At 65.1% G+C, this 14,066-nt stretch carries 14 protein-coding genes and 1 pseudogene; 8 read left to right on the top strand and 7 right to left on the bottom strand.

What is annotated here, in order from left to right; all coding sequences use genetic code 11:
• The gene (locus AC5Y5W_RS01180; RefSeq protein WP_500008679.1) at positions 1 to 1,221 is read right to left on the bottom strand and encodes a CaiB/BaiF CoA transferase family protein; all 1,221 of its coding nucleotides are present in this window, start codon (positions 1,219 to 1,221) and stop codon (positions 1 to 3) included.
• A 12-nt stretch (positions 1,222 to 1,233) separates the two neighbouring features.
• Positions 1,234 to 2,439: a cytochrome P450 gene (locus AC5Y5W_RS01175; protein WP_500008678.1), complete on the bottom strand. Its 1,206-nt coding sequence runs from the start codon at positions 2,437 to 2,439 to the stop codon at positions 1,234 to 1,236.
• A gap of 107 nt (positions 2,440 to 2,546) precedes the next feature.
• Between AC5Y5W_RS01175 and AC5Y5W_RS01170 the strand changes: the two genes are divergently transcribed.
• Genes AC5Y5W_RS01170 through AC5Y5W_RS01155 form a run of 4 tightly spaced genes read left to right on the top strand, consistent with a single transcriptional unit; the run spans position 2,547 to position 6,694 of the window.
• The gene (locus tag AC5Y5W_RS01170) at positions 2,547 to 3,770 is read left to right on the top strand and encodes a CaiB/BaiF CoA transferase family protein (RefSeq protein WP_500008677.1); all 1,224 of its coding nucleotides are present in this window, start codon (positions 2,547 to 2,549) and stop codon (positions 3,768 to 3,770) included.
• Positions 3,746 to 4,996: a CoA transferase gene (locus AC5Y5W_RS01165; RefSeq protein ID WP_500008676.1), complete on the top strand. Its 1,251-nt coding sequence runs from the start codon at positions 3,746 to 3,748 to the stop codon at positions 4,994 to 4,996. The genes AC5Y5W_RS01170 and AC5Y5W_RS01165 overlap by 25 nt, the downstream gene beginning before the upstream one ends.
• Positions 4,993 to 5,445, top strand: coding sequence for a VOC family protein (locus AC5Y5W_RS01160; RefSeq protein WP_500008675.1), 453 nt, complete (start codon positions 4,993 to 4,995; stop codon positions 5,443 to 5,445). The genes AC5Y5W_RS01165 and AC5Y5W_RS01160 overlap by 4 nt, the downstream gene beginning before the upstream one ends.
• Positions 5,446 to 5,500: 55 nt before the next feature.
• The gene (locus AC5Y5W_RS01155) at positions 5,501 to 6,694 is read left to right on the top strand and encodes a cytochrome P450 (protein WP_500008674.1); all 1,194 of its coding nucleotides are present in this window, start codon (positions 5,501 to 5,503) and stop codon (positions 6,692 to 6,694) included.
• A 15-nt stretch (positions 6,695 to 6,709) separates the two neighbouring features.
• Here AC5Y5W_RS01155 and AC5Y5W_RS01150 read toward each other — a convergent pair whose 3' ends face one another.
• Positions 6,710 to 7,495 (bottom strand): SDR family NAD(P)-dependent oxidoreductase, encoded by a 786-nt coding sequence (locus tag AC5Y5W_RS01150; protein ID WP_500008673.1) that lies wholly within the window; start codon positions 7,493 to 7,495, stop codon positions 6,710 to 6,712.
• Between the two features lie 141 nt (positions 7,496 to 7,636).
• On the opposite strand from AC5Y5W_RS01150, the pseudogene AC5Y5W_RS01145 reads away from it, so the two are divergent.
• The 3 genes and pseudogenes from AC5Y5W_RS01145 to AC5Y5W_RS01135 all read left to right on the top strand — a co-directional run.
• Positions 7,637 to 7,726: pseudogene (locus tag AC5Y5W_RS01145) on the top strand (ferredoxin); the annotation flags it as partial.
• 33 nt (positions 7,727 to 7,759) lie between these two features.
• Positions 7,760 to 8,800, top strand: a complete 1,041-nt coding sequence (locus AC5Y5W_RS01140) for an acyl-CoA dehydrogenase family protein (protein WP_500008672.1) — start codon at positions 7,760 to 7,762, stop codon at positions 8,798 to 8,800.
• 3 nt (positions 8,801 to 8,803) lie between these two features.
• Entirely contained in the window at positions 8,804 to 9,943 is a 1,140-nt protein-coding gene (locus tag AC5Y5W_RS01135) for an acyl-CoA dehydrogenase family protein (protein ID WP_500008671.1), read from the top strand.
• 3 nt (positions 9,944 to 9,946) lie between these two features.
• Here AC5Y5W_RS01135 and AC5Y5W_RS01130 read toward each other — a convergent pair whose 3' ends face one another.
• Positions 9,947 to 10,141, bottom strand: coding sequence for a hypothetical protein (locus AC5Y5W_RS01130; protein ID WP_500008670.1), 195 nt, complete (start codon positions 10,139 to 10,141; stop codon positions 9,947 to 9,949).
• Between the two features lie 124 nt (positions 10,142 to 10,265).
• Here AC5Y5W_RS01130 and AC5Y5W_RS01125 point away from each other — a divergent pair, with 124 nt between their 5' ends.
• Positions 10,266 to 11,564, top strand: coding sequence for an amidohydrolase family protein (locus AC5Y5W_RS01125; protein WP_500008669.1), 1,299 nt, complete (start codon positions 10,266 to 10,268; stop codon positions 11,562 to 11,564).
• 42 nt (positions 11,565 to 11,606) lie between these two features.
• Here the strand turns inward: AC5Y5W_RS01125 and AC5Y5W_RS01120 are convergent, their stop codons facing one another.
• From AC5Y5W_RS01120 to AC5Y5W_RS01110, 3 genes are read right to left on the bottom strand one after another with little or no spacing between them, the layout of a single operon-like run.
• A complete protein-coding gene (locus AC5Y5W_RS01120) occupies positions 11,607 to 12,554 on the bottom strand; it encodes an SMP-30/gluconolactonase/LRE family protein (protein WP_500008668.1) in 948 nt (315 codons plus the stop codon).
• Positions 12,551 to 13,072 (bottom strand): nuclear transport factor 2 family protein, encoded by a 522-nt coding sequence (locus AC5Y5W_RS01115; protein WP_500008667.1) that lies wholly within the window; start codon positions 13,070 to 13,072, stop codon positions 12,551 to 12,553. Before AC5Y5W_RS01115 ends, AC5Y5W_RS01120 begins: the two co-directional genes overlap by 4 nt.
• A 4-nt stretch (positions 13,073 to 13,076) precedes the next feature.
• Positions 13,077 to 13,850 carry an SDR family NAD(P)-dependent oxidoreductase gene (locus AC5Y5W_RS01110; protein WP_500008666.1) on the bottom strand — a complete coding sequence of 258 codons (774 nt, stop codon included), beginning with the start codon at positions 13,848 to 13,850 and terminating at the stop codon, positions 13,077 to 13,079.
• Between the last annotated feature and the right edge of the window lie 216 nt (positions 13,851 to 14,066).

The following is a 14,066-nucleotide window of genomic DNA, read 5'->3' as shown; positions in this document are numbered from 1 at the left end:
TCAGGCGATCGCGCCGGCATCCTTCAGCGCGGTGATCCGGTCCCAGTCTCCGCCGAGTTCGAGAATCAGCGCCTCCGTGTGCTCGGCGAACTGCGGCGATGGACCGAGCGTCAGCGGTGTTTCATCGAACAACACCGGGCTGGCCACCAGATCGAACGATTCCCCGTCGTGCTCGATCCCGACGATTCCGCCGTTCGCCCGCACCTGCGGATCGGTAGCCACCTCCGCGGTGTTCAGCGCCGGCGCCCACTGCCCCTCGAACCCGGTGAGCGCCTCGCGCCAATGCGCCAGGGGCTGCTCGCCGATCGCTTTCCGCAGAATCTCGGTGGCCGCGGCGGCGTTCTGAGCGAGCAGTTCGTGCGTTGCGAACCGCTCGTCGGCGGCCAGGTGTCCCACCCCGACCCGCTCGCAGAAGTCCGGCCAATACCGGAACGCCTGCAGCATCGACAATCCGAGGAAGCGGTTGTCGCTCGTGCGGTAGAAGCCGACCAGGGGATTGTGCGGGGTCACGTTTGCGCCGGTCGGATTCGCCACCCAGGGCTCACCGCTGACCAGCGCCGCGTTGACGGCCACCCCCATCGACCACACGCCGACTCCGAGCAGCGAGATGTCGACAACCCTTGCCGTGCCGGTCCGTTCGCGTTCGAACAGCGCTGCCGCGATCCCGCCGGCGATGGTCATTCCGCCGATCGAGTCGCCGTAGGCCGGTCCCGGCTGGGCGATGACACCGTCAAGGTCGCTCGGTGTTGCGCTGGCCGCACCGCCGGCACGGCTCCAGAAACCGGTCATGTCATAGCCGCCGGTGCCGCCCTCGTCGCCCAGTGGGCCAAAGGCACTGCCGCGCGCATAGATGATGTCCGGATTTGCCGCGCGAACGTCGGCCACGTCGATCTTCAGTTTCGTGCGCGCGCCGGGCAGGAAATTCGTCAGGAACACATCGCTGGTGCGGGCGATATCCATCAGCAACTCGTGGCCTTCGGGTGTCGAAATATCCACCGCGATCGACCTTTTACCGCGATTGGCGTGCTCCATCACCGGGTTGCGGCGACCCTCGACCTTGACGTTGCCGAGCTGCCGCAGCCCGCGCTGCGAGTCACCGGTGCGCGGGTGCTCGATCTTGAGCACGTCGGCGCCCCAATCCGCCAGCACCGCTCCGGCAGCGGGGACGAAGGTCCACTGCGCGACCTCGAGCACTCGGACCCCGGCCATCGGTCCACTCATCGCATCCATTCCTCAGCGGTAGCGCAACACCACGGGCAGTCGATCATGCGTATGCACCAGCGCCGACGAGCGCTGCACCCGCTGGCCGACAACCTGAATACCGCTGGCACGCTTGGCGATCTCGTCGAGCAGCAGGCGCGCCTCGCGCCGAGCCAGTGCGGCGCCCATACAGAAGTGCTCGCCGACACCGAACCCGAGATGGCCGGCGGCGTCGGCGCGGTTGATGTCGAACTGTTCGGCGGTGGGTCCCCAGTGCTCCTCGTCCCGGTTGGCCGAGGCATAGGCCATCAGCACTCCGTCACCTTCGTTGACCGTCACGCCGCGCAGCTCGACATCGTGGGCGGCCTGGCGGGCCATGCTCATCACCGGTGTCCAGTAGCGCAGAACTTCTTCGACGACGTTGCCGCTCAAGCTGGGATCGGCGAAGAGCTTCTCGGCCTGGTCGGGATGTTGGTCGAGACAGTCGGCGACGCCCGCGATCAGGCTTTGCGTGGTCTCGCTTCCCGCCGCGAGCAGGGTCAGCGCGTAGATCATCACCTGGGTCTCGGAGAACGGCTCGCCGTCGACTGTGACGGTCGACAGCATGGTCAGCAGGTCATCGGTCGGTTTCTCCGCCCGTTCGGCCACCAATCCCAGCAAGTAGGGGCCGATCTGATTGAAGATCAACTCCATGTCGCCGTCGCTCGCCAGCCCGCTGCCCACATTGGCGATCGTGGTGGCCCAATTCGCGACCTTCGGCCAGTCCTCTTCGGGTACGCCGAGCAGGTAGGCGAAGACGTACACCGGGATGGGCTCGGCGACCTTCTCGATCCAGTCGAATTCGCCGTCGGGCAACGCGTCGAGGGTGTCGCGGACAACCTGGCGAACCCGGTTCTCCATCTTTGCCACCGCAGCCGGCGTGAAACGCACGCCGATGGCCTTGCGATGCGCTCGGTGCTCTGGGGGATCCATGAACATGATGCCGCGGTTCTGGTAGCCCCAGGGGTCTTGACCGTACCGGTGAGCGATCAGGTCCATCATGATCCCGATGCGCTCTGAGCGGAATTTCTCGGGCCGGGCCGAAATGTTCTTGATGTCTTCGTACTTGGTGATGACCCAAAACTTGCCCTCCTCGTACCAGTGCACCGGGTCGGCTTGCCGCAGTTCCCTGAACGTCGCGTTGGGGTCGCCGAGGTAGAACGCCGGATCGTCGAAGCGGGCTGTCGTGATCGTCGCCATAGATGGAACAATAGAACACTCACTGTTAATCTGCGAGAACCGGGCCGATACTGAGGTTCCCACCGGCGCAATTGTCAGCAGAACACTTTTTGTTTTATTGTTGCATGGTGACCGGCGCGCTGTCCCACCTCCGCGTGTGCGACCTCAGCGGGCAGCTCGCCGGGGCGGGAGCCACCAAGATCCTGGCCGCTTTCGGCGCGGAGGTCATCCGTGTCGAAGACCCGGCGACCCAGGGTCTGTGGGACGCCATGCGTGGAGTTGGCCCCTACATCGACGATCGCCGCGGCGTGAACCTCGGCGCGGGCTTCAACAATCACAACGTCGGCAAGCGCGGCGTGACGATCAACTTACGGACCGACGAGGGCAAGGAGTTGCTGCGTGAGCTCATCGCGGTCAGTGACGTTGTGTGTGAGAACTTCTCGTCCGGCGTGTTCAGCGGGTTCGGGTTCAGCTATGACCACCTGCGTCAGATCAAGCCAGACATCATCTACGTGTCGAACTGTGGATTCGGCCACACCGGACCGTATCGGGACTTCAAAACCTGGGGGCCCATCGTGCAGGCCGCAAGCGGGCTGACGTTCACGGCCGGCCTCCCGGACACCGAACCCTGTGGATGGGGCTATTCGTACATGGATCACGGCTCCGCGTTTTACATGACGATCGCCATCCTGGCTGCCCTGCACCACCGCGAGCGCACCGGCGTGGGACAGCACGTTGATCTGGCCACCGTGCCGGCGGCCATCGCGATGCTGCCGACCGAGGTGCTGGACTGGACCGTCAACCGGCGTCGCAGTATGCCTGGTGGCAATCGCGCCGACTTCGACGAGATGGCTCCCCACGGCATTTATCCATGTCAGGGCGAAGACCGCTGGATCGCCATTGCGTGCCGCGACGATCGGGAACTCGGACTGCTTGCCAAGGTGCTCGATGAACCGGCGCTGGCATCCGATCGGTTCGGCACCCTCGAACAGCGGGTGCGGGCATGCGACGAGTTGGACCGGATCGTCGGTGCTGCCACCGCATCTCGGGACGCTGTGCTGCTCGCCGAGGATCTGATTGCGGCCGGTGTGCCGGCGAGCGTGGTCAAGAGCCCACGTGAGCGCATCGACGACGACCCCGAGCTGGCCGCGATGGGCTTGTTTCCGACGGTGGTGCACCCGGACATCGGAGAGGTCCGGGTGGAGGGGATTCCGATGCAATTCTCGGCAACGCCGTGGCATATCGCGTCTGCGGCGCCCCGGTTGGGCCAGCACAATCACGAGGTGTTCGGCGAGCTTCTGGGTCATAGCGACGACGAACTCGCGGCGTGGTCCGAGCGAGGTGTGATCTGAGCGCATTAACCGATATTCGGGTCGTCGAGCTCACCGGCCAGTACACCCCGGTGGGTGGCCGCGTGCTGGCCGAGCTCGGAGCTGACGTCGTGGTGGTCGAACCGCCGGACGGGTCGCCGCAGCGGTCCCGTCCCCCGTTCGTCGACGACGAACGCGGTGACGACCGGAGCCTGCGCTGGTGGGGTCAGAATGCCGGCAAACGAGCCGTCACTGTGGGCCTCGACACCGCCGAGGGCATCGAGACGCTGCAGCGGCTGATCGGCACGGCCGACGTCGTGATCGCCGAGGGCGACCAACTCGCCGACGGTGCGGTCGGCTACCAGCGCAGTCGAGGTGGCCACGACGGATTGATCTGGATCTCGGTCAGCCCATTCGGACTGCACAGCGCCCGTGGCGGTCAGCCGGTGACCGACCTGACGATGCTCGCCGGCGGCGGCCCGGTGTGGAACTGCGGGTATGACGATCACACGCTGCCCCCGATCTGCGGCGCGGGGGACCAGTCGGTCAACGTCGCGGGAATGTACTGCGCCATCGGCGCACTCGCGGCCTTGGCCTTCCGGGACCAGACCGGGCAGGGCCAGCTCGTCGACCTCAATGTCAGCGCCGCCTGCAATGTCACGTGTGAACAGACGACCTACCACTGGCTGGTGAATCAGGGTGTGTGCCTGCGACAGACCGGCCGGCACGCCTACCCCGAACCCAGCGCGCCGGTTCAGGTGCGTTGCGCCGACGGGTATTACGCCACCACGGGAGTACTGCCGCGCAAGCCCGAGGACTTCGCGCGGCTGTCGGTCTGGCTTGACGAACTCAATCTCACCGACGAGCTGCCCGAGGCGGTGTTTCTCGAGCTCGGCGCGCAGCGTGACACACCCGTAGACCTCGCCATGATCGGCGCGGACGATGAAACGACAGCGATCCTGAGCGCGGCCCGCGACGCCATCCGGCTCATCGCCGCCCGGCTGCCGGCCATGGAATTCTTCATCACCAGCCAGAGCCGAGGCTTTCCGGCCGGCGCCGTGCTACCGCCGGACGCCGCTTTCGACGACGACCACACCGTCGCCCGGGGCTTCCACGTCCGCGTCGACCACCCGGAACTGGGCAGAACCATCACCTATCCGGGCACACCGTACCTGTTCAGCGAAACGCCGACCGTCGCGCCCGCGCGGCCGCCGTCGCTGGGCGAACACAACTCATTGCTGCACACGTTGATCGAACGGCAGACGTGAACACGGGCCACCGATTGACCCACATCGGGTTGTGCGTTCGTGACATCCAACGCTCCACCGAGTTCTATCGCACTGCACTGGGATTCAGCGAAGTGGGCCGGATGAAGGTCGACGACGACGCGAGCGCCCGACTGCTCGGTGTGCCCGGCCTGGTGCTGGAGCTGGTTTATCTGGAACGGGATGGCTTCCGCCTGGAGCTTTTGGGATATGCCACACCGCGAACCGTCGATTGCGGCGGGCTCCGCCCGATGAACGCGTTGGGCTTTACCCATCTTTCGTTTCGCGTCGACGATCCCGACCGCCTCGTGGACGCGATCACGCGGCTGGGCGGCGAACTTCACGCCGAGCGCACAACCGTCTTCGGCGGCGGCAATCGCGGGCTGATGCTCACCGATCCGGACGGTAACTGGCTTGAGCTCATCGAGCGTGCACCCCCGACTGGGCAATAGCTGAGCAATTAGGCACTATTCGTTCGATTGTTCAGCCTGATGGTAGAGTTTGGCCGTGCCGGCCACCAGCGAGTTGATGTACTCGCCGTTCTCGAAGGCGGTCTTCGACGACCCGTACCCGGTGTATCGCAGACTGCGCGACGAGGCGCCGGTCTATCGCGATCCGAACGCGCGATGGTGGGTGCTCTCCCGGTTCGACGACGTGTCGGGTGCGCTTCGGGACTGGGAGACCTACTCCTCCAAACGTGGGCCTGCCCCGGAGAATCCGGACGACGATGGTCGCAAGTATTCGGTCATCTCGATGGATCCGCCGCGCCATGACCGGATCCGCGGAGTCCTCAAGGGTTTCTTCAACCCCAGGGCGGTCGCCGCGATGGAGAACGCGCTGCAGGCAGTGGTCAACCGGCACTTGGATCGATTGAGCCGCGGCAGCACCATCGACGCCATGGAGGCGTTCGCGTTCTCGGTGCCTACCGACGTGATCGGCGACCTGCTGGGTGTGCCCCACGCTGATCGTGAGCAGTTGCGCGTGTGGTGGGAGGCATTCCTCACCCGCCATGAGGGCGAGGCGTCGATGCCGCGCGCCGCCGTCGAGGCCAACCGCAAGATCAGCGCTTACATCGGTGACCTCATCGAAGCGCGGCGCACCGATCCCGGCGACGACCTCATCAGCGTCGTGCTGCGGGCGACGCTCGACGATCCCGAGGTCGGCGAAAAACGCTCGCTGTCGCCGCACGAGGTGTTGATGTTCGCCAACCTGCTATCGGCGGCAGGCTCCGAAACCACTCAGAAGTTGATCTCCAACGGGCTGGTGGCGTTGCACGAGCATCCGGACCAGTGGCAGCGGATCGTCAACGACCGCCGTCTGATTCCGGCCGCCGTCAACGAAGCATTGCGTTACGACACGCCCAGCCATTGGGTGGCGCGCACCTTGACTCGCCCGGTGGAAAAGCACGGCGTCAGGATGGACGCCGGCGACTGGGTGCTGCTGCTGCTGGGCAGCGCCAACCGAGACGAGCGCCGCTACGACGATCCCGACCGGTTCGTCCTCAACCGGCCGCGCGGGACCGATGTGTACTTCGGCTGGGGCATCCACATCTGCCTCGGACAGTGGTTGGCGCGCAGGGAAGCCCAGCTGGTGTTCGACTACATCGCGACGAAATTTCCGGACTACGCGATCGGCGCCCGCGAGCGCGTACTCACCGCGACCGTGCGCGGGTACACCAGCGTGGAAATGACGTTGCGCTGATCTAGCCCGGTGCTGCTATCGGAAAACGCCGGGCGACTCCGAGTAATCCACCGTCGACAGCTCGGTCATGCCGCCGTCGATGTGCAGCACGGTGCCTGTGATGAAATTGGCGTCGTCGCTGGCTAAAAAGACGACGGCGGGGGCGATTTCGGAGTCGGGGTCGGCGCCGCGCTTCATCGGTGAAGCCGCCGCGGTCCGGGTGTAGTTGTCCCACTCGGTGCCGATCATGTCCCGCTGCACGTCGGTGAGCGCGAAGGGGCAGACCGCGTTGACGCGGATACCATGCCGGGCCCACTCGTTGGCGGCGACTTTGGTCAACGCCTGGACAGCTCCTTTGGCCGCCGAATATGGTGCCGTGTAAGCGATTCCGGCAAGCGCAGAGCCGGACACGAAGTTGATCACCGACGCCTTGCCGGACTCTCGTAGGTAAGGAAACGCGGCCTGCATGAAGCGGAAACTGGCCTTGGGCCCGGTCGCTTCGGAGAGTTCCCAGTCCTTGTCGCTGACCAGTTCGAACGCCTTGGGCATGGCGAAGTACTGGGCGGCATTGACCAACACGTCGAGTCGCCCGTCGACAGCCGCGATGCGCACCGCGGCCTCGATGTCCTCACGTTTGGCCACGTTGGCCCGCGCGAATTCCGCGGTGCCGCCCGCCGAGGTGATCAGCTCGACGCATTCGCGCGCTTTTTCCTCGTTGAGGTCGACCACGGTGACCCGGGCGCCCTCTTCTGCCAGCCGGCGGGCGATCGCCCGGCCCAGCCCCTGCGCACCGCCTGAGACGAGGGCGTTGCGGTTACTCAACCGAGACAAGGTACGGCCTCCCGGATAGGACAATTGAACACTGAACGTTCTATCATTCACAATATGTCAGATCGTCCCGGCGGTTGGCATACCGGGCCGTCACCGTTGGCTTCACCGGTAACGTCAGGAAAGGGGAACTGGATGCGCGTGGAGGTGGATCCCGATCTGTGCGAGTCCAACGCGGTGTGTGTGGGTTTGGCACCCGACATTTTCGAACTCGGAGACGACGATCTGGCCGGCTGAGCGCCGGTAGGTCTGGTAGCAATGCACATCGGGCTCACCGACGAGCAGCAACTGTTGCTCGACACGGCTTCGCGGCTTGCCGACAACGTGGCGACGGCCGATCCCAGTGACATTCCGAAAGGCGAAGCGCTCGACGATCACTGGCGTCAGGTCGTCGAACTGGGTGTGCCCACCCTGCGATCCCCCGCCCTTTGCGGGCTGGACGCCAGCGGTGTCGAAACCGCCCTCGTCGTCGAGCAATTGGCCAGGACACTATGCGCGGTCCCCGTCCTCGGCCAGGCCGTCCTCGCTACCGAACTACTCGACGCGGCAGGGGCGGAGAAAGAGCTCGGGCTCGTCGCCGAAGGCACCCGGCGGCTGGCACCGGCGCTGTCGCACGATCTCCTGGGATTCGGGACGCCGAACGCACCGGTGGTCGCCTTCGACACCGCGGGCGCCACCCATGCACTGCTCACCACGACGTCCGGCGATCAACGACAGCTCGTCTGCGTCCCCCTCACCGGCGAGGGCGCCGGCCTGGACCTGACACGCGAATTGCGGACATTGGTCGGTGATCTCGACGAGTTCGCAACCCCGATCGGAGAGCCGATCGACCCACATCGGTGGCATCGGGTGGAGGCTCTCGCCTTGGTCGGGGCTGCCGCCGATTTGGTCGGCGTGATGCAGGGCGCCTTGGACGATGCGGTGCGTTATGCCGGAGAGCGCACTCAGTTCGGCATCAAGATCGGGACATTCCAAGCGATTCAGCACCTGCTGGCCGATGCGCTCGTGCGTGTGGAAGGCGCCAGAAGCTGTCTCTGGCACGCGGCGTGGGCTATCGATCACCTGCCGCCCGACGACGCCCGGCTGGCCGCGATGACCGCCAAGGCCTACGCCGCCGATGCCGGACGCGAGGTTGTGGAGGCCTCGGTTCAGGTATTCGGCGGCATCGCGATCACCTGGGAACACGTCGCGCACTTACGAGTTCGTCGGATGCTGCTCGACCGGCGTCTGTTCGGCGACGAGTCGATACAGTACGACGCGATCGCCGCGATGCGGCTGGCGGACGGGGATCTGGGGTAGCCGATGGACTTCAACGACACCGCCGCCGAAGCCGAGTTTCGCGCCCGGCTGCGGCAGTGGCTGAGCGAACACAGCGCGCAGGCGAGCATTCCCGACGACCCCGCAGCGCGGGCAGACGCGCAGAACTCCTGGCACCAAACGCTTTACGAAGCGGGCTACATCGGACTGTCCTTCCCCGTCGAATACGGCGGCCATGGTTTACCACCGATCTACGAAGCGATCCTCAATGACGAATTGGGCCGGGCGGGAGCGCCCCCGATCGAAGGCGTCGGCCACCTCAGCAACGCCCTCCGGTTATTCGGGACCGACCAGCAGCGCGCCGACCTGTTGCCCGGCCTGCTTTCCGGGGCCGTCCGCTGGTGTCAGGGCTTCAGCGAGCCGGAGGCAGGCTCCGACCTTGCGGGCCTGAAGACCAAAGCAGACCTCGTCACGGTCGACGGCAGGCTACTGTTCCGCGTCACCGGCCGCAAGATCTGGACGAGCTTCGCCGCCGTCGCGGACTGGTGTTTCCTGTTGTGCCGCACCGAACCCGATGCCCCGAAACACGACGGAATCTCGGTGCTGCTGGTACCGATGTCCTCACCGGGGATTGAGGTGCGGCCCATCGTCAACGCGGCGCGCAACCGCGAGTTCGCCGAAGTCACTTTCGACGATGTCGAGGTTCCGGTGCAAAACCTGCTCGGCCGGCGGGGCGAGGGCTGGTCGATCGCCAACCAGCTGCTGGCCTATGAACGCGGACCGAGCGACATCAACTGGATCAGTCGATTGTCGCGACAGCTGCGGGACCTGGAGAAGGACGTTCGTCTCGGCAGGCTGGCGGACTCGCCGTCGACCCGCGCGCGCCTGGGGCGCGCGTATGTGGAGTTGCGAGCGCTGCAGATCAAGGTGCAACGCTCATTGAGCGACCGGCAGCGAGGCAAATTGCCCGGCCCGGAGGGATCCGTCGACAAGCTCTTGATGACACGCGCCGACCAGGTCTTCGGACATACCATGATGGACCTCCGGGCCGGCGAGCCGTTGCTGGCCGAGGGTCTGGAATGGGACATCTACGTCTGGTCGCGCGCGGCCGGAATCTATGGCGGAACCGCCCAGATTCAACGCAATATCGTCGCGCAGCGGGTCCTGCGATTGCCGCGCGGCTGACGCTCAGCTTTCGCGCATGCGCGCCAGCGCCTCCTTCATCGCATCCAACCTGCGCTGCTGGATCTCGTCCGCCTGGCCTGCCTCAGCCTTTTTGCCCAGGTCGGCGATCTCAGCCTCGAGCCGCTCGGCCGCTTCATCGCGCGTCAGCAGATCCTGGTCTGCCCAGTCGTCGTGCGGAATGCGGTCCTTGGGATCCATCGGATGCCTCCTGCGGGAAAGCGGCCGGTTGAGCCCGGCCCCCATCCAGCGATATAGTCAGTTGAGCAGAATATGTTTAGTTGTACTGTCACCATTATAGCCTGGAAGGGTTGAGGATCGCGCGATGCCGCTGCAACCATCGATGAAGCTGTTGTCCGTTGACGATCACCTCATCGAACCCCCGCATGTCTGGTCGGACCGGCTACCGAAGAAATACCTGCAGCAGGGTCCGCGCATCGTCGAGTTCCCGAAAAAGGGCGCCGAGCCGGTACAGCAATGGGTGTATGAGGGGCGGGCCTATCCGAATATCGGCCTGAATGCCGTTGCGGGGAAGTCACCGGAGGAGTTCGGCGTCGATCCGGTGCGCTACAAGGACATGATTCCGGGCTGCTACGACCCCAAAGCCCGACTGGCGGACATGGACATCGACGGCGTACACGCCATGTTGTGCTTCCCCTCTTTCCCCCGGTTCTGCGGGACGGTGTTCCTCGAAGGCGACGATAAGGAGTTGGCGCTGCTGGGTGTGCGAGCCTGGAACGATTTTTCGCTCGACGAATGGTGCGCCACCGATCCGGCCCGGTTCATCCCGATGGCAATCACGCCGTTGTGGGACACCCAGCTGATGGTCACAGAGATCGAGCGGGTGGCCGCCAAAGGAGCGCGGGCAATCGGGCTTCCGGACAACCCGACAAACTTGGGTTTGCCGAGCTATCACACCGCGGACTGGGATCCGGTGTTCTCGGCGCTGGAGGAGACCAACTTGACTGCCGTGATGCACTTCGGTTCGGGCGGATTCCCGCCGCAGACCGCTCCGGAGGCGCCGTTCGCGGTAATGGTGACTCTGATGGGTACCACCTCGATGGCAGCAGCCACCGAGCTGATCTTCTCTCCGGTATTTCACAAACACCCCAATCTGAAGGTCGCATTTTCCGAGGGTGGCGTGGGTTGGATGCCCTACCTAGTCGAACGTGCCGACTACGTCTGGCGCAAGCACAAGTACTACCAAAACATCCATCCCACCGTCGCCCCGTCGGAGCTGTTCCACCGCAATATCTCTGGGTGCTTCATCGAGGACGAGGTGGGGATGTCGCTGCGAAACGCGATCGGCGTCGACAACATCACCTGGGAGTGCGACTACCCACATTCGGATTCATTCTGGCCCAAGAGCCGTGCTCGCGCCGAAGAGATGCTCGCCAACGTGCCCGACGTAGAAGCCCACAAAATCGTGGAACTCAACACGCGCCGCTGGTATGCGTTCCCCGAGGAAGGCTTCAAGTCGCGCATGGCCGACGCTGGATGGCGCCCCAACGATGGAAAGCCATCGGACTACGACTACGACGCGGTCATGGCCGACCATGGCGGTGTCGGCTACAACGCATTCCTCGAAAATCTCGCCGAGCAGATGGCCAATAAGGAGAGCTAGGACGCGCCGGCGCCGGATAATGCTTGCGGCGCAACAGCTCCATCACGTCGAGCTAGCGTCCTTGATCTCCGCAGGCCAGTCATCGACGGCCACCAGCCGACCCGACGAAGCCAGCGTCATGTACAACGCCGCGCCATCCGCGCTCAACGTCATGTTGGTGGTCATCGGATCATCAGCGGGGATTGCCCCCAACAGATCACCGTCGGGCGAGAAGACGGTCACCCCACCGGCGCCCAGTGTCGCCACCAGGATTCGACCTTCGGCGTCCACACACAGTCCGTCGGCGCCACCGATGTTGAGCGGACCCCCACTGGGGACGGTCGCGAGCCCGCGTGCACGCCGCACCCTGCCAGGACTGTCGAGCTCGAATTCCCAGATCCGGCGCGTCCTCGTTTCGGCCACATAAACTTTGGTTCCATCAGGTGAAACCGCGGTCCCGTTTGGCATTTCGAGCGGATAGACAACTTCGCGCAACTCGCCGTCGGCGGTGCCGTACAACAGCCCGGTCACGCTGCGGGTGCGCCCGTGCACCGCTCCACCGTCGGTGACGTAGAAGCCGCCGTACGCATCGACACAGACGTCGCTGGGGCGGACGAGCGGCTGCTTCTGGCCGCTGCGCGTGGTGAATTCGGTGGCGAGCGTGCTGGAACGCCCGGTCGCGTCAATCAGTTGCAGCTGCGGGGTCACCGGCGTCTGCGCGGGCCCAGTCGGGCGGAACAGCATCGCAGCGCCGTCGAAGTCATACGGCCACGGCCCGATCCCGAATCGCGAGCCACCGTTTTGACAGACGACCAGGCGCCCATCCGGCAGACGGCCGACGCCGTTGGGTCCGCCGCCCGTGTGCGCGGCGATCTCAGTCGACCCGTCCGGCCGGACCCTGGTGATGCGCCCCGCGGCCATTTCCGAGACCAGCACCGAACCGTCTTCATATGCGACCGGACTCTCCGGGAATGCGAGGCCGTCGACGAGGCATCGGGCGGTCGTTGTCATCGACGACTCCCCCACCAGTCCCGAAATAAGCTGTCGGACAACGGGATGTCTCCTACACCGATCTGACTGGCCGGCCAGTCTGCGGCCGGTTGGTCCAAGGGCGACTCACGGTGGGAGACGCCGTACCACAGTCGATGCTTGCGATGCAGGAACAACCAGCGGCCGCCGTAACGCTCGTAGCGGTCCTCGTACTTGATGAGTTGCTCGACAAATCCGTCGACGGGGTTCTGAGCGAAGCAGTGCGCCCAGACTTGACCACGGGCCTGCTCGTCGCCCACGAGCTCGATCAGATGATTGGCGACAAGGATGACTGCGAAGACGCTGTCCTGGAGGCGCTGTGCCATAAGCCGTCGCAGCCCGTCAGGCCCATCACCGAACTCACCGAAGCGGGCATGGGGCGAAAACAGCTCGACCATCGCGTCGGTGTCGCGCGCCTCGATAGCGACGGCATACCGAAGGGGAAGCTGTCGGATCTCCTCCCGCGCGAGCAGCGCCGTGAGACCAGCCGGTTCACTCATTACCTCAGCCTCCCGTGACGTGGATGTCCTGTCCGGTGATCGCCGAAGAAGCGTCTCCGGCCAACCAGATCGAGAGCTCGGCGACCTCGTGGGGCTGCACCAGCCGGCCCAACTTGTTGAGCCCGACCAGCCTGCGACGTATCTCGACCGGGCTGACCCCCGCTGCCTGTGCACGCCGGCCGACGTAGGTGTCGAACAGCTCGCCGGCTACGGCGCCGACCACCAACGTGTTGACGCGGATGCCGGTGGCCCCGACCTCCAACGCGAGGGTTTGGCAGAGCGCCGTCAAGCCGAGTTTGGCGGCAGCGTAGTGAGCCTTGAGCGGTTGGACATTGTGAGCGGCAGCCGAAGAGAGGAACTGGATGTTGCCCGCTTTCGCCGGAATCATCGCCTGGCACAGTGCCTCTCGTGATAGCACCATCGGTGCGACGAGGTTGGTCGCCAGGACGTTGTTCCAGTTTTCGGTGCTGGCCTCGGCAACGGCTTGGTCCGCACCGGGCACTGCAGCGTTATTGACCAGCACGTCGAGGCGCCCCCACTGCGACACCGTCGCGGCAATGACGTCACGACACTGCTGCTCGTCGCGGATGTCGCCGACCAGGACGAGAGCATCGCCACCTTCTTCGCTGATCGCGGCCGCGGTCACATTCAGTTCGTCGGGCCGCCGGGCGACAAATGCGACTTTGGCGCCGCTGTGCGCATAGCGGCGGGCCAACACACGTCCGATGCCGCCGCTGGCGCCGGTGATCAGCGCGACACGGCCGATCAGGTCACTCACCTGGCGCGCCCTACCCGTCCGGCAGCATCGTGGCCATATCGGCGCTCATCGTGTCTCCCTCAGAACACGGCTTCCAGGCCGGAAGCCAACTGACGGTCCTTACAACAGTACACATTATGTATTGTCGTTTAGGAAGTGACAGCGACCGCGGCCGGCGGCGCGCGCCGCGCCAAGGCGCCGGTACCTCGACACCAAGACCACCTTCCTGGCCTGAGG

Source organism: Mycobacterium sp. NGS51, from assembly GCF_059812525.1.
The sequence above is the reverse complement of the archived record's forward strand: the minus strand, read 5'-3'. Positions and strand labels throughout refer to the sequence as shown.